Genomic DNA, 18882 nt, shown 5'->3' with positions numbered 1-18882 from the left:
CGGGCGGGACGGAGCAGAGTGGGGGACCTGCTCCGCCGCTCAGCAGCGGAAGACCTGGAGTGCGGCCGGGGTGCGGTCCGGGGCGGATCTCGCGGTGCGGTGGTGCGCGGCGCCCGGGGCCGCCGGTCCCGGGGCGGACGTGGAGTGCTGGGGCGGCGGCGGGCGTTCGGGCGCCGGGGGCGCCCAGCCGGACGGGGCGGTACGGTCCCGGGTGCGCAGCGGCCCGGCCGGGTCGGCGGGCGGATCGCAGGAGCGCGGGGCGAGGGCCTCCCCGCGCACGGGAGGGCCGGACAGCTTCGGTTCCGGCTCGCCTTTGGCCTCTGCATGACTGGACGTGTGCGCGGTCGCGAAGGAAACGGCGGGAGCGAAGAACTGCAGTGCGAGCAGCAGGGCGGCCAGCACCGGCACCGCGGACCGTACCCTCTCACCTCGGAACATGCGCCCCCCTCCCGGCGGTTCGCGACCCATGCTCGGACCAATGCCGGGTCAACCGTTGGTCAAGAAACACGTTAACCCTGCAAAAGTTATTTGCAGGGTCAACTCGGCGTTTCCGGGTGAAGAGAGCGCGAAACGCGCGGGCGCGCGGCCGGAACAGGCTCTTGACCGGGGGAAGTTGAACGGGCTACCGGCCCTCTACGAGCCCCTTCGCGTCCCGGGCCAGCGCGGTGAGCCGGGAGATGGCGCGGAAGTACTTCTTGCGGTACCCGCCCTTCAGCATGTCCTCGCCGAACAGCTGGTCGAAGGGGAGTCCGGAGGCCAGCACCGGGACCTCGCGGTCGTAGAGGCGGTCCGCGAGGACCACCAGCCGCAGTGCCGTCGACTGGTCCGGGACCGGGCGCACATCGGTCAGGCAGACCGCCCGCACGCCGTCGGTCAGCGCGCCGTACCGGCTGGGGTGGACGCGGGCCAGGTGGTCCAGCAGATGCGGGAAGTCGTCGAGGGAGGCGCCCTCGGTGGCGTACGCGGCCTTGGTCACCTGCTCGTCGCTGAACGGCGCCGGTGCCTCGGGCAGGCCGCGGTGGCGGTAGTCCTCGCCGTCGATGCGCAGCGGGCGGAAGCGGGCCGACAGGCCCTGGATCTCCCGCAGGAAGTCGGCCGCGGCGAAGCGGCCCTCGCCGAGCTTGCCGGGGAGGGTGTTGGAGGTGGCGGCGAGTGCGACCCCGGCGTCGACGAGCTTGCCGAGCAGGGTCGAGACCAGGACGGTGTCGCCGGGGTCGTCGAGTTCGAACTCGTCGATGCACAGCAGGCGGTGGCCGGAGAGGGTTCGCACGGTCTGCTGGAAGCCCAGGGCGCCGACCAGGTTCGTCAGCTCCACGAAGGTGCCGAACGCCTTGAGGGACGGCTCCGCGGGGGTGGCGTGCCACAGGGAGGCGAGCAGGTGGGTCTTGCCGACGCCGTAGCCGCCGTCGAGGTAGACGCCGCGCGGGCCGGCCGGGGTCTTCGGGGCCTTCTGCCTGCCCAGGCCGAACAGGCCGCGCCGGGCGGGGCCGGCCGCGTGCGCTCCGCCGAGGCCCGCCGCGAAGGACTCCAGTACCTGGACCGCCTCGGTCTGGCTCGGCTGGTTCGGGTCGGGGAGGTAGGTGGCGAAGCGGACCGAGTCGAAGCGGGGTGGGGGAACCATCTCGCCCACGAGGCGCTCCGCGGGGACGTGGGGTTCGCGGGTGCAGAGGGAGAGCGGGGTCGCTTCGGCTATGGGGGTCTCGCCGGGGGCGGTGGAGGAGGACACGTTCACCGATTTTAGGGGGTCGCCCGGACCTCCCTGCCGGTGCGGCCCGGCGGGGGCTGATCGCGCAGTTCCCCGCGCCCCTGGGCGGGTGGGGGTTGGAGACGCCGGTTCGGTCCCCGCCCCGGGGGGTGGGGTGGGGTCTTGTCTGCGGCCCGGTGGGGGCTGGGCGCGCAGTTCCCCGCGCCCCTGGGCGGGTGGGGGCTGGGCCTCCGGGGCTGTTGCCGTTTCAGGGGCGCGGGGAACTGCGCGGTCTGCGTCCGCCGGGTCGCAGACGTAGGGAGGCCGTACCCCGGGACCGGGGCCGTGGAAGACTTTCCGTATGCGACAGCTGTTTCCTGTTGGTGATCGGGCCGATGACCGTGAGTGGGGGCTCGGCGAGCTTGCCGAGGTGTACGCCTACCCGCCGTCCGGCGAACCCTGGCTGCGCGCCAACATGGTGTCCACCCTCGACGGCGCCGCCCACCACGACGGCCGCTCGCAGCCGATCTCCAGCGCCGCCGACATGCGGATCTTCGGCACCCTGCGAGCCCTCGCGGACATCGTGGTCGTCGGTGCGGAAACGGTTCGGCAGGAGGGGTACCGCCCGGCCCGCGCGCGGGCCGAGTTCGCCGCCCGGCGCAAGGCCGCCGGACAGGCGCCCGCGCCGGCCGTCGCGGTCGTCACCGCCGGGCTCGACCTGGACTTCTCGCTCCCGCTGTTCACCTCACCGCTGGTGCCGACCCTCGTGCTCACCGGCGCCGCGGCCGACCCGGGCCGGGTCGCCGAGGCGGAGCGGGCCGGCGCCCGGGTGGTGGCCGCCGGCGAGGGTGCGGGGATCGACCCCGGGCGAGCCGTCGAGGCGCTGTCCGGACTCGGGTACCGCCGGCTGCTGACGGAGGGCGGGCCGAGACTGCTCGGCCAGTTCGTGGCGGCCGGGGTGCTCGACGAGATCTGCCTCACCGTCGCGCCGATGCTCACCGCGGGCGACGCGCAGCGCATCGCCGGCGGGCCCTCGGTGGAGCTGCCCAGGAGATTCGCACTGCTGTCCATGCTGGAGGAGGAGGGGTTTCTCTTCACCCGGTACGGGCGGCTCTGACGAAAACGGCGGAATCAGTCGTTCCGTTTAGCTTCCGATGGGCACACTAAATCTCGCAGTCCCCGTGCGATCACGGGGAAGGATGGTTTCCGCAGGGTCGCCCACGGCCCTGCGGAAAGAAGGGGCGCCTGGTGTTCAGAAGCGTATTGATGATCGAGAAGGCCCTGACCTCCGCGGACGTGGAGTTCGTCACCACGTTGCACGGGGACGAGGCGGTCTCCTTCCATGTGCTGCTCCAGCCACGCGGCGACCAGGCCGATCGCCTGCTGCGGGCCATCGACGACGTGGCCCTCGGGGAACTCGACGAGGCGGCCCGGGAGGGGGACACCCCGGAGGGCGAGGAGGCGAAGAGCTTCGGCGAGCGGGCGCTCGCGGTCTCCCTCCAGGCGCTGCGGGCCTCCGGGAGCGAGGCGGAGGGACGGCTCGTGGAGAACCATCCCCTGGACGCGCTCAAGTCCCTGGTGGAGGAGAGCGGCGCGGACGAGGTGATCGTGCTGACCGATCCGCACTACGTGGAGGAGTTCTTCCACCGCGACTGGGCCTCCCGGGCCCGGCACAAGGTCGGGGTGCCGGTACTGAAGCTCTTCTCGCACAGCGAGGAGTAGGACCCGCCGGGGAGGTGGCCCCTGCCGTGCGGCACGGGGCCGTTCCGCGACCCAATAGGCTGGGGGCGCGTCCCGCCGGGGGCGCTGTTTCGTCGTAGGACCGGATCTTGGGAGATACACGCATGGCACCCGGACTTCCCCCCGCCATGGACCGACCGCACTTCATCGGCATCGGTGGGGCCGGGATGTCGGGCATCGCGAAGATCCTCGCGCAGCGCGGTGCCGCCGTGGCCGGCAGCGACGCCAAGGAGTCCGCGACCGCCGAGGCGCTGCGGGCGCTGGGCGCGACCGTGCACATCGGGCACGCCGCCGCGCACCTCGCCGACGACGCGAGCTGTGTGGTGGTGTCGTCGGCCATCCGCGCGGACAACCCCGAACTGGTCCGCGCCGCCGAGCTGGGCATCCCGGTCGTGCACCGCTCCGACGCCCTCGCCGCCCTGATGGACGGCCTGCGGCCGATCGCCGTGGCCGGTACGCACGGCAAGACGACGACCACCTCCATGCTCGCGGTGTCGCTGAGCACGCTCGGGCTGGACCCGTCGTACGCCATCGGCGGCGACCTGGACGCGCCCGGCTCCAACGCCCTGCACGGCGACGGCGGGATCTTCGTCGCCGAGGCCGACGAATCGGACCGCAGCTTCCACAAGTACGCGCCCGAGGTGGCGATCGTGCTCAACGTGGAACTGGACCACCACGCCAACTACGCGTCGATGGACGAGATCTACGAGTCCTTCGAGACCTTCGCCGGACGGATCGTGCCCGGCGGCACCCTGGTGGTCTCCGCCGACCAGGAGGGCGCGCGCGAGCTGACCCGCCGCCTCGACGGGGTCCGCACGGTGACCTACGGCGAGGCGCCGGACGCCGATGTGCGGGTGCTCTCCGTGGTCCCGCAGGGCCTGCGCAGCGAGGTGACGGTCGTCCTGGACGGCGAGGAGCTCACCTTCACCGTCTCCGTCCCCGGCCGGCACTACGCCCACAACGCGGTGGCCGCCCTCGCCGCGGGCGCCGCGCTCGGCATCCCGGCGGCCGAGCTGGCACCGGCGCTCGCCTCCTACACCGGGGTCAAGCGGCGCCTCCAGCTCAAGGGCGAGGCGGCCGGCGTGCAGGTCATCGACTCCTACGCGCACCACCCGACGGAGATGACCGCGGACCTGGAGGCCATGCGCGCCGCCGCCGGGGACGCCCGGATCCTCGTCGTCTTCCAGCCGCACCTGTTCTCCCGGACCCAGGAGCTGGGCAAGGAGATGGGGCAGGCGCTGGCCCTCGCGGACGCCTCGCTGGTCCTGGACATCTACCCGGCCCGCGAGGACCCGGTCCCCGGGGTCACCAGCGAGCTGATCATCGACGCGGCGCGGGTCGCGGGCGCCGACGTCACGGCCCTGCACGACAAGGGCGAGGTGCCCGCCGCGGTGGCGGGAATGGCGAAGCCCGGTGATCTCGTTCTCACCATGGGCGCGGGTGACGTGACGGACCTCGGCCCGCAGATCCTGGACCGCCTGTCGAAGTGAGGGGCTGAGAAACATGTCGTACGACGTCGAGAAGCCGGACGAGCAGTGGCGCGCGGAACTGACCCCGGCCGAGTACGCCGTGCTGCGGCAGGCCGGAACCGAACCCGCGTTCACCGGTGAGTACACCGACACCAAGGCCGAGGGCGTCTACTCCTGTCGCGCCTGCGGCGCGGAGCTGTTCACCTCGGCGACCAAGTTCGAGTCGCACTGCGGCTGGCCGTCCTTCTTCGACCCGAAGGACACCGACGCCGTGGAGCTGCTCAGCGACACCTCGCACGGGATGGTGCGCACCGAGGTCCGGTGCGCCCGGTGCGGATCCCATCTCGGTCATGTGTTCGAGGGTGAGGGGTATGCCACCCCCACCGACCAGCGCTACTGCATCAACAGCATCTCGCTGCGGCTGACGCCCGACCAGGGCTGAACCCCGCCGCTCCCGACGGCCACCGGACCCGCGCCCGCGCGGAGCCGGTGGCCGTTTCGCGCACCCGGCGGCGTGCTGGTATTCGACCTGGCGAAATCCTGCCGTCACCCGGTCCGGGCGGGTGTGCTTTTAGGGTGGTAGGTGTGGCGCGATCGTTCGAGTCGTTCCGGAGCCCGGCGGCAGCCGAGCCGGCCGATTCCGCCGCCCCGCCTCCCTGGGGCGCCGGTGGCTCCCGGCTGAGCGCGCTGCGCTCGGCGGCCTCGCGCGTCGGCACCACCCTGGACGAGGACACCACCTGGACCGAGCTGACCCGTGAGACCGCGGCCCAGGTCGCGGCCGCGACGGCGGTCCTGGACGACCGCGGCGGGTCCGGCGCCGAGTACCGCTTCACCCGCGGGAACCCGGCCGTGCTGCCCGACGCCCGCAGGGTCGCGGAGGCGGTCCGCGGCACCGGCGGCGCCGTACGGCTGACCTCCGGCGGCACCCGGCCCGCCCTGTGCGTCCCGCTCACCGCCGGCGGCCACCGCTACGGCGTGCTCGTCTGCGCCCGCGAGGGGGCGCCCTTCGGCCACGGCGAGGAGGACGCGGCGGCGTTCCTGGCGGAGCGGGCCGCCGCCACCGTCCGGCACGCCCGGGAGCACGACGCCGTCGCCGGGATCGTCGGCAAGCTCCAGCGCGCGCTGCTCGCCGAACCCGGCCGCCCGCACCCCAACCTCGACGTCGCCATCCGCTACCTGCCCGTCGGGCAGCGCGCCGTGGTCGGCGGCGACTGGTGCGAGACGGTACGGCTGCACTTCGGCCGTACGCTCCTCGTCGTCGGCGACGTCATGGGGCACGGCCTCGACGCGGCCGTCGACATGACCGCCTACCGCTCGGCCCTGCGCTACATCGCCTCCGCCGACCTCCCACCGCACCGGGTGCTGCGCCAGCTCGACGACATCGCCTCGGCGGAACCGGACCGCCGCCCCGCCACCTGCCTGATCGCCCGGGTGGACCCGGTGCGCGGCATGGTCACGCTGGCCAGCGCCGGCCATCTGCCGCCCGCCGTGATCGACGGTGAGGGCCGGGTCTCGCTGCTCCCCGTCCCGGTCGGCCCGCCCCTGGGCACCGGCCTGGGCGGCTACGAACCGGCCAACCACCGGCTGGACCCCTCCCAGGCGCTGTTGCTGTTCACCGACGGACTCGTCGAGCGCCGCGGCGAGGACATCGACCGTTCCCTGGACCGGCTGGCCCGGGTGGACTTCGCCTCCGCCACCGGCGTCCAGGACCTCCTCGACACCGCACTCGCCCGCCTCGACGCTCGGCACGCCGAGGACGACGTAGCAGTCCTGGCCGCCCGCCTCCAGAACCGAGCCGCGCAGCCCACGGAGAGCGGCTGACGGCCGCTGCGCAGGGGCGGGGCGGGTGACGGGGCTTGGCCCCGAGTGCCGATGCCCGGTCTCCGGCTTGCGTGCGGGGTCGGTGTCGGGGCTGCGCGGCGGATCGCCCGTCCCGGTCGCCGCCCGGTGGGCGGGGGCCGGTGAAGGGGGGCTTCGCCCGGAGGGCCCGTGCCCGGTCCCGCACGAGAGAGCCGGGGTCCTGGGCTCGGCTCCAGTGTCTGTGCCCGGTGAACGCCCCGCGTGCGGTGGTCGGTGTCGGGCGCTGTGCGGTGCGTACTTGCGCGCGTCCCTGCGTGCGAGGGCCGGTGACCGGCGCTCTGCGGCGCATGCCCGTGCCCGGCCCCGCACACGATGGCCGGTGTCGGAGGCTCCGCTCCGAGTGCCGGCCCGTGCCCTCGGCGTCCCGGGTCGGCGTCGGGGGCTGCGCTCCGAGTGCTCCTGCTCGGAGCGGTACGCGGGGCTGGTTTCGGGGTCGCGCTCCGGGTGGCCGTGCCCGGTCATCGCCCTGTATGGGGGGGTGAGGGGGCTCGGCCGTGAGTGCTGGTGCCCCGCACGACAGGGCCGGTGCCGAGGGCTTCGCGGCGAGTGCCCCTCCCCGGTCCCGCGTGCGAGAGCCGGTGACGGGGGCTCCGCCTCGGGTGGCCGTGCCCGGTCGCCCGTCCCGCACGTCCGGGGCGGTGACCGGCGCTTCCGCCACGGTCACAGCAGCTTGCGGTGGACCAGGGCGGAGAGGGTCAGCAGGCCCGGGACCAGGGGTAGCCAGACCGTGAGGACGCGGTAGCCGATCACGGTTGCCGTGGCCTGGCCCAGGGGGGCGCCGAGGGCGACCATCGTGAAGACCGTCGCCGCGTCCACGGGGCCGATGCCGCCCGGTGCGGGCACCGCCCCGACGGCCGTGCTCGCGGCGAGGAACGCGAACACCATCTGCGGCCACGACAGCGGCAGCCCGAGCGAGGAGCCGACCGAGGCCACCACCCCCGCCTGGACCAGCGGGGTCGCGGCCGCCCCGCCCCACAGCGCCAGCACCCGGCTCGGCATGGTGTGCAGCCGCCGGGCGTCGGTCAGGGCGGTGCGCAGGAAGCCGAGGCAGCCCTGGCGCAGGCGCCGTACCAGGGTCAGGAGCAGGGCGACGACGGCCAGTACGGCGGCCGCGCCCGCCGCGGCCGGCAGCAGTGTGCCGGAGTGCGGGAGGAGATCCGAGGGCCGGAGCAGTTCCGGGGCGGCCAGCACCAGACCGAGCAGCACGAACACCTTCGCGACCGGTCTGACCAGCGAGTACAGGGCCAGCGACGCGGCGGCCCGGGGCAGCGGCACGCCCTGGCCCTGGAGGAAGCGCAGGGTGACGGCGTGGGCGCCGATGCTGGCCGGGAACACATGGTTGGCGGCGCCCGCGGCGAACTGCGAGGCGAGCAGCAGCAGCGGCGGCATCCGCTCGGGGATCGCCCCCTGCCGTACGACCGCGGAGGCCACCCAGGTCAGACAGGTGAGGACGATGCCGGACAGCAGCCAGCCGGGGTGGGCGGCGGCGAGCCGGCCGGCGCCGTCGTACAGGCTCCGCCGGTCGGCGACCAGCCAGCCGCCGATCAGCAGCAGGGGCAGGACGGTCAGCAGGAGACGGACGCCACGGGCGAGCCGGTCGGGGGAGGGGGCGGCGGCCGGGGCGGGGAGCGGGAGAAGGGACATGGCGCACGTCGTCCTTCCGCGTCACGCCCCCGGGGAGCGGGGCGGACGGATCACAAGGCGAGGCAAGGGGGGACGTGCGAAAGGTGCCCGGCGGACGTGACGTCGCGGAGTCCGGAAACCGACGGCCCAGGGAAGAAACGGGTCAGGACGCGCGCCGGACCGGGCGCACGGAAAAGGGCGCGGCCCACGGCCGCGCCCTTCCCCGTCCTGACGTCCGGTCCCGCTCAGGGCTTGCGGCCCACTCCGCAGTACGCGTCGACGGAGACCTCGGAGCCCTGCGGCCCGGTCCCGTCGGGGCGCCACTCGGTGACCTGGGCGATGCCCGGCTCGACCAGTTCGAGCCCCGCGAAGAAGGCCCCGATCTCCTCGACGCTGCGCACGTGGTACGGCACCGCGCCGCTGGAGTTGTACGCCTCGGACGCGGCGATCATGCCCTCGCTGGTGGCGGTGCTGTCGCTGATCACGAGGTAGCTGCCGGAGGGCAGGCCCGCCATGAGCCGCTGCACGAGGTCGACGGCCCGCGCGTGCTCGGAGACGTGGCCCAGCGTGTTGAGGATCATCAGGGCGACCGGCTGGGAGAGGTCGAGGGTCTCCGCGGCGGTCTCCAGCACGGCCTTGGGGTCGTACAGGTCGGCGTCCAGATACGCCGTCCGGCCCTCCGGGGTGCTGGTGAGCAGGGCGTTGGCGTGGGCCAGCACGATGGGGTCGTTGTCGACGTAGACGATCCGGGAGTCCGGGGCGACGCGCTGGGCGACCTCGTGGGTGTTGTCGGCCGTCGGCAGCCCGGTGCCGATGTCGAGGAACTGGCGGATGCCCTGCTCCCCGGCGAGGTGGCGCACGGCACGGCCGAGGAAGTGCCGGCTGGTGACGGCGACGTCGACCAGGCCCGGGAAGATCTCCTTGATCTGGTCGCCGATCTCCCGGTCGACCTCGTAGTTGTCCTTGCCGCCGACGAAGTAGTTCCAGAAGCGCGCGGAGTGCGGCTTCGTCGTGTCGATGCGGGCGCGTATCTCCATCGACGCGCGGATCTGGGGATCGACGTCCGACACGGTGCTGCCTCCTGCTGTGGCCTCGTTGATCAGGTGGTGCCCAACCTAGGCGAACTGGCTTTCACCGCAGGCCGCTTGAGTGCTTCCGGGTCCACGGGGAGGCGATTTTCGGCCACTTTGATTCAACTCTTGACAAGGCGGGGGCGGGCCGAGCGAGGGCGGGACCCGGACGGCGGGCGCACACTGGGGTTGGTGCTGTCGGTGCTCTTCAGGGGGTGTCGGCCGATGGCTGACGCACGGTCCGGACGGATACGGATGTGGCGGTGGCGGCGCAGTCCACTGAGGCGGCGCTGCGATCTGGTCGAGGCGTGGGTGGTGCTCGCCGGGTGGCTGCTGGCGCTGCTGGCCGGGGTGGTCGCCGGGTATGTCACGGTCGGCGCTGTGGAGCGTGCCGCCGCCGACCAGCGGGCGCAGAGCCGGCAGGTGACGGCGGTGCTGGTGGAGGACGCGGACGACAAGGTGCCGGCCCGGGTCCCGGCCGACTACCGGGTGTGGGCCGAGGTCCGCTGGACGGGCGCCGACGGCGGGACCCACACCGACGACGCGCGCGTCCCGCCCCGGATCAAGGCCGGGGCCACCGTCCCGGTCTGGACCGACAGCCACGAGCGGATCACGTCCGAGCCGCTGAGCGGCGGCGAGATCCGGCTGCACGCCGTCTCGGGCGCCGTCCTGGCGGCCATGTGCGCGACCGGCGCCGTAGTCGGCGTCGTCTGGGGCGTCCGGCAGTTCATCGAGCGCCGGCGTCTGGCGCAGTGGGCGCTGGAGTGGGAGCGGATCGACACCCGGAACGGCTGGAAAACGGGCTGATCGCCCATCGGGGGCGCCCCGCGCCGTATGCCCGGCAGGGCGCGGAACCGTATGCGTGGGGGACACAACGAACCGGATGCGTTAGAAAGGGCGTCCGGTAAGTACGTGGGACAGCGGCCGCGACCACGCGGCGGAGCGGGGGGAGCGGGCATGGCGGGGCCGGACGTGACAGCGGAGTGCCTGACCGGCTACGCCGACCTCCTCGCCGACGCCACCGCGACCGGCCGCCGGCTCACCCGCGCGGAACTCGACTCCCGCCGGGTCCTGGGCGAGCGCGCCGCCGAGGCCGGGATCGGACTGCGCGCCATGGTCGCCGCGTACATGGCCGAGACCCGGGCGAGCCGCCCGGCCGGCGACGGCGCCACCTTCGACGCCGTCCTGTCCGCCGCGGCCCAGGCCCTGGACGCCTTCGCCGAGGGCTACGAACGTGCCCAGCGCCAGGCCGTACGGCAGGAGGAGGCCGCCCGCCGGGAGTTCGTGGACGACCTGCTCTACGGCCGCAGCGACCTCGGCCTGCTCGCGCAGCGCGCGGAGCGGTACGGGCTCCGGCTGGCGCACGCGCACACCGTGGCGGTGGCCCGGGGCCCGGCCGCCTACGACGACGGCGACCCCGTCCCCCGCTCGGTGGAGCGCGCGCTGATGGGCCGGTTCGGGGACCGCAGCATCCTGCTGACCACCAAGGACGGCCGGATGGTCTGCATCGCCCCCGGCCACCAGGACGAGATCCTCACCTACTTCGCCAAGCACGCGTACGCCGCCACCGAGGGCGGCCAAGTGGCCATCGGCCGCGCCCACCCCGGCCCGGCCGGTGTCGTGCAGTCCTACGAGGAGGCCCTCAACGCGCTGGACCTCGCCGCCCGTCTGGAGCTGACCGAGCCGGTGCTGCGCGCCGCCGACCTGCTGGTCTACCCCGTCCTCACCCGGGACCGGCAGGCCATGGTGGACCTGGTGACCAGCGTCCTCGGCCCGCTGCGGCAGGCCCGCGGCGGGGCCCGGCCGCTGCTGGACACCCTCACCGCCTACTTCGACTCCGGCTGCGTCTCCGCCGAGGCGGCCCGCCGGCTGTCGCTCAGCGTTCGGGCCCTGACCTACCGGCTGGAGCGGGTGCGGCAGCTGACCGGCACCGATCCGGCCGACCCGGTGCAGCGCTACACCCTTCAGACCGCGGCGATCGGGGCCCGGCTGCTGGACTGGCCCGCGAAGGAGCTGTGAGCGCCGCTCACAGCACGAAGCGGCACGGCGTGGCGCGGCTCAGTTCACCGCACCGTGCCGCTGGGGCTCGGGGCCGCGGTCGGCTGGGCGGTCGGCTGCGGTGCGGCGGTGTTGAGGTCGATGTCCGGGCGCGGCTTGAGGGCCAGCACCGGGGCGCCGGGCTGCGGCGGGGGCGGGGTGACCTGAACGTCCGGCAGCTTGGGGGGCGAGGTCTGCTGGAAGTTGGTCGCCTCGAAGTTGACCAGGCCGGTCTTCTCCAGCACCGTGATGTGGTCCAGCACCGTGTCGTTGGTCAGGTCCGCCAGCTGGCGGACCAGGGTGTTCTGGGTGTTGGCCCGGATGCTCGCGACGGCGGGGAAGATCCGGCCGTGCGCCACGCGCATGATGGCGACGGCGGTCGAGTCGAACTCCTTGCCGGTCTTGGAGTCCACGGTCGCCACGAACTGCTGCTGCTGCGGCGAGGGCTGGTTGGGCAGGGTGATGCCCAGCTCGGGGGCGATCTTGCGGCAGAGCGCGTCCAGGCCCGCGTGACCGACGAGCAGGTGCTTGCCGGCCTCCTTCATCGCCGCGCTGTCGCCCCGCTCCAGGGCCATCTCGCCGATCGGGTACTCCCACAGACCGGCGGCGCGCACCTTCACCACGAAGTCCCGGTCCGCCTCGGTCAACGGCCCGTAGGGGGTGTTGGCGATGATGCGGGACGTGTCGGTCGCGGTGTTCTGCACGCCCAGCATCGCGGGGTACGCGAGGGCGGACAGGGTGAGCACAAGGGCGCCGCCGACGAAGACGGTTCCCGCCGTACTGCGCGAGATGCGCATCGGACCTCCTGAGGCGAACGGCTCTGACATCAGGGGATACGTGCGGCGGGCCCGGATCAATCACCGGTGCCGGTAAAACTTCGCACATATCAGCAGTGTTCTGCGTCACACCCATGGCAGTCGCTCCCCGGTCCATCCCCAACTCGTTGATGACAATGGGTTTCATTATCAGTATGGTGACCGCGTGAACCCGGCCCGCGCCCCGCGCGGAGCTGTCGGGATCCGTCAACCTGCGCCGCGAAAAGGGGAGTTGTGGGACATCTGCTGGTGATCGAGAGCTGGGTCGGCTCGATGAGCAGGCTGCTGCCGCGGGCGATACGAGAGGGCGGGCACACGTTCACGTTCCTCACCCGCGACCTGCACCACTACCTGCGCCAGGCACCCGAGGGGACCGCGCACCCCCTGCTCGGCGCCCGGAACGTGATCACCGCCGACACCAACGACACCGAGACCCTGCTGCCCCGGGTCGAGCGGCTCCACGAAGTGCTGGGCTTCGACGGGGTGCTCACCTCCTGCGACTACTACCTCCCGGCCGCCGCCCGCGTCGCCGCCCGCCTCGGCCTGCCCGGCCCGCCGCCCGCCGCGGTCGAGGACGCCTGCCGCAAGGACGCCACCCGGCGGGTCCTCGCCGCCGCCGGACTGCCCCAGCCGCGCCACGCCGTCCACCGGGACCGGCCCGACCTCGTCCGCGCCGCCCGGGACATCGGCTACCCCCTGGTCGTCAAGCCCGTCGACCTGTGCGCGGGGATGTACGTCCGGCGCGTCGACGACGAGGAGCAACTGGTCGCCGCCGTGAGCGCGATGGACGACTTCCCGGTCAACGCCCGCGGCCAGCGGCGGGCGCCCGTCGTCCTCCTGGAGGCACTCCTCGACGGGCCCGAGGTGAGCGTGGAGACCGTCTCCCACGCCGGTGACGTGCACGTCGTCGGCGTCACCGACAAGAGCGTCGGCGCGGCGCCCGCCTTCGTCGAGACCGGCCACATGTTCCCCGCCGCGCTCACCCCGGCCGACACCGAGGCGGTCCGGCACACCGCGGTGGCCGCGCTCCGGGCGCTCGGCCTGGCCGACGGGGTCGTCGCGCACACCGAGATCAAACTCACCTCCGACGGGCCGCGCGTCGTGGAGGTCAACCCGCGGCCCGCCGGCAACCGCATCACCGAACTGGTCCGCCATGTCACCGGCGTCGACCTCGCCGCCGCCCAGGTGGACCTCGCCCTCGGCCGCGCCCCCGACCTCGGGACCGTCGACACCGGACTGCGCAGCGCCGCCGTCGGCTTCCTCCTGCCCGAGGCCACGGGCACCCTCCGGGCCCTGGACGCGGGCGGACTCGCCGACGACACGGGCGTGCTGGAGTTCACGCTCGCCGAACCCGGCCGGGCCGTACGGGCCGCGGACAGCAACAACGACTACCTCGGTCACGTCATGGCGGGCGACACCGAGGGACCCGGCGCACGGCACCGGGTCGAGGAACTCCTCGCCGGACTGCGCGCGGGACTGGTGGTCCGATGACCCCCTACGAAGCACTCGTCCACCGGGTCCGCGCGGGCGAACTGGGCCCCGACCCGGCCGCGTCGCGGATCGCCGTCGCCTTCACCACCCGGCAGGCCGCACGGCACGAGGGACGCGGCACCGGCTACCGCAACGAGGTGCTCAGCCTGCGGCTCGCCGAGGCCGTCGGCTCCTGCGCGGCCGAACCCGGCGCCCTGTCCGACGGCGTCCTCGACGACTGCGCCGGCGCCGACGTCGCCCGGCTGCTGGACCATCCGGCCGAGCCGGTGCGGGTGGCCGCCCTCGACGCCTACCTGATGCACGTCCGCCCGCACACCCGGGCGGGCGGCGCCGAGAGCGTCCCGCTGCCCGCCGGGTCGTCCCTGGAGAAGTCGCGGGTCCGCGCGGCGGCCGTCGTCGGCCTGCTCGACCTGCCGGCCGGGTCCACGGTGCTCGTCGTCGGCGTCGTCAACTCCCTGCTGGAGCAACTGCGTTCACGCGGTCTGCGCTATGTCGCCTGCGATCTGAAGGGCGGCACGACCGAGTGGGGCGAGCCGGTCACCGCCGACGCGCTCGGCGCGGCCGACCGCTGCGAGGCCCTGCTGGTCTCCGGGATGACCCTGGGCAACGGCACCTTCGAACCCCTGCGCGCGCACGCCCGGAAGCACGGCAAGCAGCTGGTGATGTTCGCGCAGACCGCCAGCGCCGTACTGCCCCGCTTCCTCGGGGACGGGGTGAGCGCGGTGTGCGCGGAGCCGTACCCGTTCTTCTGGCTCGACGGCGGACCCGGCGTCGTGCACCGCTACCGCTGTCCGGGAGGCCGACGATGACCGTCACCGCCGTACGGCCCGCCGCCCGGCCGGAACTGCTCGCCCTGCTCGGCCGGACCCCCCTCGTGCGGATCACCGCGGGACTGCCCGGGGACCACCCCGGGTTCTGGGCCAAGCTGGAGGGGCTCGCCGCCGGCGGGATGAAGGCGCGGGCCGCCGTGTCCATGCTGCTCGGCGCCCGCGAACGAGGCGAACTCGCCCCCGGCGCACCGGTGGTGGAGTCCACCTCCGGCACCCTCGGTATCGGGCTCGCCTTCGCCGGACAGGCCCTCGGGCATCCCGTCGTCCTGGTCGGCGACCGCGAACTGGAGCCCTCCATGCGCCAGTTGCTGCGCGCCCACGGCGTACGCCTGGAGATCGTCGACCGGCCCGCCGCACCCGGCGGCTGGCAGGCCGCCCGGCTGGACCGGCTGCGCGAACTGCTCGCCGAGACCCCCGGCGCCTACTGGCCCGACCAGTACAACAACCCCGACAACACCGCCGGATACGCCTCCCTCGCCGCCGAACTCGGCGCCCAGCTGGACCACTTGGACATCCTGGTGTGCAGCGTCGGCACCGGCGGCCACAGTGCGGGCGTGATCGGCCCCCTGCGCCGGCACTGGCCGCGGCTGCGGCTGATCGGCGTCGACGCCACCGGCTCCACCATCTTCGGCCAGCCCGCCCGGGCCCGGCTGATGCGCGGCCTCGGCAGCAGCATCCACCCGCGCAACGTCGCCTACGACGCCTTCGACGAGGTCCACTGGATCGGCCCCGCCGAGGCGGTCGACAGCTGCCGCCGGCTGGCCCGCACCAGCTTCGTCAGCGGCGGCTGGAGCACCGGCGCCGCCGCCCGGGTCGCCGCCTGGGCCGCCCGCGTCCACCCCGGCGCCGTCGTCGCCACCGTCTTCCCCGACGGCCCGCACCGCTACCTCGGCACCGTCTACGACGACGACTTTGCCGCCGCCCACGGCCTCGACCCGGCGACCGCGGCCACCCGGCCGGTGGAGATACCGCACCCCTACGCCGCCGAGGCCACCGGCTGGGCCCGCTGCACCCGCGTCACCGACCCGCTCGCCGACCGGCCGGGAGGCGCCCGGTGAAGACCCGACTGCACACCGCGCGCCTCGCCCTGGCCGAACCGCTGCGCATCTCCCGGTCCACCATGGCCGCCCGCGACGCGGTGTGGCTGACCGTCGAGCACGACGGCACGGCCGGCCACGGCGAGGCCGTCAGCAGCACCTACCTCGGCCTCGACACCGACACCCTGCGCCGGCTCCTCGGGGCGGTCCCGCTGACCCGGTTCGCCACGCCGGAGAGCGCTCTGGAGGCCCTGAAAGCAGGCGAGTTGACCCCGCCGGACACCCCGGCGGCCGTAACTGCCGCCGTCGAGTCCGCCCTCCTGGACCTGGTCGGCAGACGGGCGGGCCTCCCCGTCCACCGGCTCCTCGGCGCACCCGAGGCGCCGGTCGCCGCCACCGCCCGCACCATCGGCATCACCACCCCGGCACGCGCCGCGGCCGAGGCCCGCCGACTGGTGGCGCGCGGCTTCGAAACCGTCAAGGTCAAGGCCGGCACCGCCGACCCCGAGGACGACCTGGCCCGAGTCCGCGCGGTCCGGGACGCCGCCCCCGGGGCCCGGCTGCTCCTCGACCCCAACGGCGCCTGGAGCCCCGCCCTCGCCACCGCGCTGCTGCCCCGGTACGCCGCACTCGGCGTCGAGGCCGTCGAACAGCCCCTCGCGCCGGGCGACCCGGAGGCGCTGTGCGCCCTCGCCGAGCGCTCGCCGCTGCCCGTCATCGCCGACGAGGACGCCGTCACCCTCGACGACGCCCGCCGCCTCGCCGGACGCGTCCACGGCGTCAACGTCAAACTCGCCCAGTGCGGCGGAGTCCACGCCGCCCTGCGGATCGCCGAGGCGATCGAGGGCAGCGGCACCCGGCTGATGCTCGGCTGCCTCACCGCCAGCACCCTCTCCCTCGCCCCCGCCGTCCACCTCGCCGACCGCGCCCACTGGACCGACCTCGACGGACATCTGCTGCTCGCCCGGGACCCGTGGACCGGCATCGGCGGCGAGAACGGCCACGTCCGCGCGAGCGGGCGCCCGGGACTGGGGGTGACCCGTGCGGACCTGGCATGAGATACGCCGGTTCCCCCTCGCCGTACGGCTGTTGCTGGTCAACCAGGCCGGCGTCAACACCGGCTTCTACCTCCTCGTCCCCTACCTGGCCACCCATCTCACCGGCCACCTCGGCATGTCGGCGGCGGTCGTCGGAGTCGTCCTCGGGGTGCGCACCCTCAGCCAGCAGGGCCTGTTCCTCATCGGCGGCTCGGCCGCCGACCGGCTCGGGGCGCGCGGCGTCATCATCGCCGGCTGCGCCCTGCGGACCGTCGGGTTCGCCCTCTTCGCCCTCGGCGACTCGCTCACCGTCCTGCTCGCCGCCTCCGTGCTCAGCGGACTCGCCGGGGCCCTGTTCAACCCGGCCGTGCGGGCCTATCTCGCGCACGAGGCCGGCGAGCGCAAGGCGGAGGCGTTCGCCCTGTTCAACCTGTTCGCCACGGTCGGCGCGCTGATCGGGCCGCTGCTGGGCAGCCTGCTGCTGCTGGCCGACTTCCGCACCTGCGCGCTGACCGCCGCCGGGATCTTCGCGCTGCTCACCGTGGCGCAGGCCCTCGTCCTGCCCGCCCGCCCCGTCGAGCCCAGCGGCGGGGGAGTCCTCGGGGACTGGCGGGAGGTCCTCGGCAACCGGGCCTTCCTCGCCTTCGCCCTCGCCATGGTCGGCATGTTCACCCTGGAGAACCAGCTCTACCTGCTGCTGCCCGAGGGCGCCCGGCAGGCCACCGGCTGGGACGGGGCGGCCGGCCTCGTCTTCCTCGTCGGAACCGTCACCGGCCTCACCCTCCAGCTCAGGATCGTCCGGCACCTGAAGTCCCGTGGCGACAGCGCCCGTTGGATAGCCGTGGGGCCGGCGGTGATGGGCCTGGCCTTCCTGCCGCCCCTCTTCGGCGGGCCGTTCGCGATCCTCCTCGCCGTCGTGCTGCTCCACCTCGGCCTGATGATCGCCTCCCCGCTCGTCATGGAACTCGTCCCCGGCTTCGGCCGCCCCGAACTCACCGGCACGTACTTCGGCGTCTTCTACGCCGTCTCCGGTGTCGCCGCCGCGCTGGGCAACGCCCTCGTGGGCTGGGCCATGGACGCCGGGGAACGGCTGCCCTGGCTGTGCTGCGCGGCCCTCGGGGCGGCCTCGGCGTGCGCGGTCGCCCGGCTGCACCGGCGCGGGGCGCTGCCGCGGGCGGCGGAGCGGAGCGCTGTATGAGCGGGGTCGAGGCGGAGGGGCCGGGCCGGAGTGACTCCGGGGTCAGCGGCTGGGGTGCGGAGGACTCCCGTACGGGGGGCTCCCGTACGGGCGGTTCGGGTGCGGGCGGGGCCCGTACGCATGGCTCGACCGCGGGTGAGCCCCGTGTCGGCGGGGCCGGTGCGGGCGGCTCGGATGCCCGCAACTCCCGTACCGACAGCCGGAATCTGCTCACCGACCACCCCGCGCTGTACGAGGCCCGCTTCCCCGATCCCGAGCGGCTCGCCGGGCGCTGGGCCGAGGACTGCCTGCGCCGCAACGGCGCCGGGCCCCGGGTGCTGGACATCGGCTGCGGCACCGGACGCGACGCCGCCCGGCTGCACCGGGAGGGCCGTACCGTCACCGGCGCCGACCTGTCGGCGGCGATGCTCGCGCACGCCCGCGCCCACCACCCCGGCCCCCGCTACGTCCGCGCCGACCTGCACGGCTTCGACCTCGGGCGGGCCGCGTTCGACGCGGTCGTCTGCCTCGACAGCGCCCTGCTGTACTGCCACACCAACGCCCAGCTCGACGGCTTCCTCACCTCCTGCCGGCGCGCCCTGACCCCGGGCGGGCTGCTGGTCGCGGAGATGCGCAACGGTGCGTACTTCCTCGGCCGCGCCGCACTCCTCGACGCGCCCCGCGAAACCGGATTCACCTGGGAGGGCGTCCACCACCGGGCCACCACCACCCTGACCCTCGACCGCACCGCCCAACTCCTGCGCCGTACCCGGGTATGGACCACCGACGACGGCGCCCCGCCGCTCGTCCAGCACTCCGCCTGGCGGCTGCTGTTCCCGCAGGAACTGCGCCAACTCCTCGCCGTCCACGGCTTCGACGTGCTCGAACTCCACGACGGGCCCGGCCCGCGCACCGAACCCCCCTGGCGGGAGGGCCGGTTGCCCGGCGCGTCCGCCGACGCGGACCGGCTGCACCTCGTCGCCCGCCACCGCACCGCCTAGACACCCGAAGG

The 18882-nt window shown here is 74.2% G+C and carries 18 protein-coding genes; 13 read left to right on the top strand and 5 right to left on the bottom strand.

The genetic code is table 11. The features are described 5' to 3' along the window. Positions 1-39: 39 nt before the first annotated feature. On the bottom strand, positions 40-438 hold the full coding sequence (locus ABT296_RS27905) for a hypothetical protein (RefSeq protein WP_351931415.1): 399 nt from the start codon (positions 436-438) through the stop codon (positions 40-42). 184 nt (positions 439-622) lie between these two features. Beyond that, positions 623-1726 carry a cell division protein ZapE gene (gene zapE, locus ABT296_RS27900; protein WP_351931414.1) on the bottom strand — a complete coding sequence of 368 codons (1104 nt, stop codon included), beginning with the start codon at positions 1724-1726 and terminating at the stop codon, positions 623-625. Positions 1727-2045: 319 nt separating this feature from the next. Here zapE and ABT296_RS27895 point away from each other — a divergent pair, with 319 nt between their 5' ends. The 5 genes from ABT296_RS27895 to ABT296_RS27875 all read left to right on the top strand — a co-directional run bounded on the left by ABT296_RS27895 (position 2046) and on the right by ABT296_RS27875 (position 6714). Then, a complete protein-coding gene (locus ABT296_RS27895) occupies positions 2046-2801 on the top strand; it encodes a pyrimidine reductase family protein (RefSeq protein WP_351931413.1) in 756 nt (251 codons plus the stop codon). Positions 2802-2950: 149 nt separating this feature from the next. Continuing rightward, positions 2951-3406, top strand: a complete 456-nt coding sequence (locus tag ABT296_RS27890; protein ID WP_351931412.1) for an indole-3-glycerol phosphate synthase — start codon at positions 2951-2953, stop codon at positions 3404-3406. Between the two features lie 122 nt (positions 3407-3528). After that, positions 3529-4914: a UDP-N-acetylmuramate--L-alanine ligase gene (murC, locus tag ABT296_RS27885; protein WP_351931411.1), complete on the top strand. Its 1386-nt coding sequence runs from the start codon at positions 3529-3531 to the stop codon at positions 4912-4914. A gap of 13 nt (positions 4915-4927) precedes the next feature. Further along, the gene (gene msrB, locus ABT296_RS27880) at positions 4928-5335 is read left to right on the top strand and encodes a peptide-methionine (R)-S-oxide reductase MsrB (protein WP_351931410.1); all 408 of its coding nucleotides are present in this window, start codon (positions 4928-4930) and stop codon (positions 5333-5335) included. A gap of 143 nt (positions 5336-5478) precedes the next feature. Continuing rightward, positions 5479-6714: a PP2C family protein-serine/threonine phosphatase gene (locus ABT296_RS27875; protein ID WP_351931409.1), complete on the top strand. Its 1236-nt coding sequence runs from the start codon at positions 5479-5481 to the stop codon at positions 6712-6714. A gap of 699 nt (positions 6715-7413) precedes the next feature. Here the strand turns inward: ABT296_RS27875 and ABT296_RS27870 are convergent. Next, positions 7414-8397: a lysylphosphatidylglycerol synthase transmembrane domain-containing protein gene (locus ABT296_RS27870; protein WP_351931408.1), complete on the bottom strand. Its 984-nt coding sequence runs from the start codon at positions 8395-8397 to the stop codon at positions 7414-7416. Between the two features lie 224 nt (positions 8398-8621). Beyond that, entirely contained in the window at positions 8622-9413 is a 792-nt protein-coding gene (locus ABT296_RS27865; RefSeq protein ID WP_351931467.1) for an SAM-dependent methyltransferase, read from the bottom strand. Between the two features lie 258 nt (positions 9414-9671). On the opposite strand from ABT296_RS27865, the gene ABT296_RS27860 reads away from it, so the two are divergent. Then, positions 9672-10253 (top strand): Rv1733c family protein, encoded by a 582-nt coding sequence (locus tag ABT296_RS27860; RefSeq protein WP_351931407.1) that lies wholly within the window; start codon positions 9672-9674, stop codon positions 10251-10253. A 150-nt stretch (positions 10254-10403) separates the two neighbouring features. After that, a complete protein-coding gene (locus ABT296_RS27855; protein ID WP_351931406.1) occupies positions 10404-11465 on the top strand; it encodes a PucR family transcriptional regulator in 1062 nt (353 codons plus the stop codon). A gap of 44 nt (positions 11466-11509) precedes the next feature. Here the strand turns inward: ABT296_RS27855 and ABT296_RS27850 are convergent, their stop codons facing one another. Further along, complete coding sequence (locus tag ABT296_RS27850) at positions 11510-12280, bottom strand: DUF4142 domain-containing protein (RefSeq protein ID WP_351931405.1); 771 nt, start codon at positions 12278-12280, stop codon at positions 11510-11512. 252 nt (positions 12281-12532) lie between these two features. Between ABT296_RS27850 and ABT296_RS27845 the strand changes: the two genes are divergently transcribed. Genes ABT296_RS27845 through ABT296_RS27820 form a run of 6 tightly spaced genes read left to right on the top strand, consistent with a single transcriptional unit; the run spans position 12533 to position 18871 of the window. Then, complete coding sequence (locus ABT296_RS27845; RefSeq protein ID WP_351931404.1) at positions 12533-13789, top strand: ATP-grasp domain-containing protein; 1257 nt, start codon at positions 12533-12535, stop codon at positions 13787-13789. Then, positions 13786-14598, top strand: coding sequence for a Rossmann-like domain-containing protein (locus tag ABT296_RS27840; RefSeq protein WP_351931403.1), 813 nt, complete (start codon positions 13786-13788; stop codon positions 14596-14598). The genes ABT296_RS27845 and ABT296_RS27840 overlap by 4 nt, the downstream gene beginning before the upstream one ends. Then, on the top strand, positions 14595-15677 hold the full coding sequence (locus tag ABT296_RS27835; RefSeq protein WP_351931402.1) for a PLP-dependent cysteine synthase family protein: 1083 nt from the start codon (positions 14595-14597) through the stop codon (positions 15675-15677). Before ABT296_RS27840 ends, ABT296_RS27835 begins: the two co-directional genes overlap by 4 nt. Beyond that, positions 15674-16714, top strand: coding sequence for a dipeptide epimerase (locus ABT296_RS27830; protein WP_351931401.1), 1041 nt, complete (start codon positions 15674-15676; stop codon positions 16712-16714). Before ABT296_RS27835 ends, ABT296_RS27830 begins: the two co-directional genes overlap by 4 nt. After that, on the top strand, positions 16698-17891 hold the full coding sequence (locus tag ABT296_RS27825) for an MFS transporter (protein WP_351931400.1): 1194 nt from the start codon (positions 16698-16700) through the stop codon (positions 17889-17891). The genes ABT296_RS27830 and ABT296_RS27825 overlap by 17 nt, the downstream gene beginning before the upstream one ends. Continuing rightward, positions 17888-18871, top strand: coding sequence for a class I SAM-dependent DNA methyltransferase (locus ABT296_RS27820; protein WP_351931399.1), 984 nt, complete (start codon positions 17888-17890; stop codon positions 18869-18871). Before ABT296_RS27825 ends, ABT296_RS27820 begins: the two co-directional genes overlap by 4 nt. Positions 18872-18882: the final 11 nt, after the last annotated feature.

This window comes from Streptomyces sp. NPDC000983, from assembly GCF_040299205.1.
Classification (GTDB): domain Bacteria; phylum Actinomycetota; class Actinomycetes; order Streptomycetales; family Streptomycetaceae; genus Streptomyces.
Note: the sequence above shows the minus strand (reverse complement) of the source record. Positions and strands in the feature narration are given on the sequence as shown.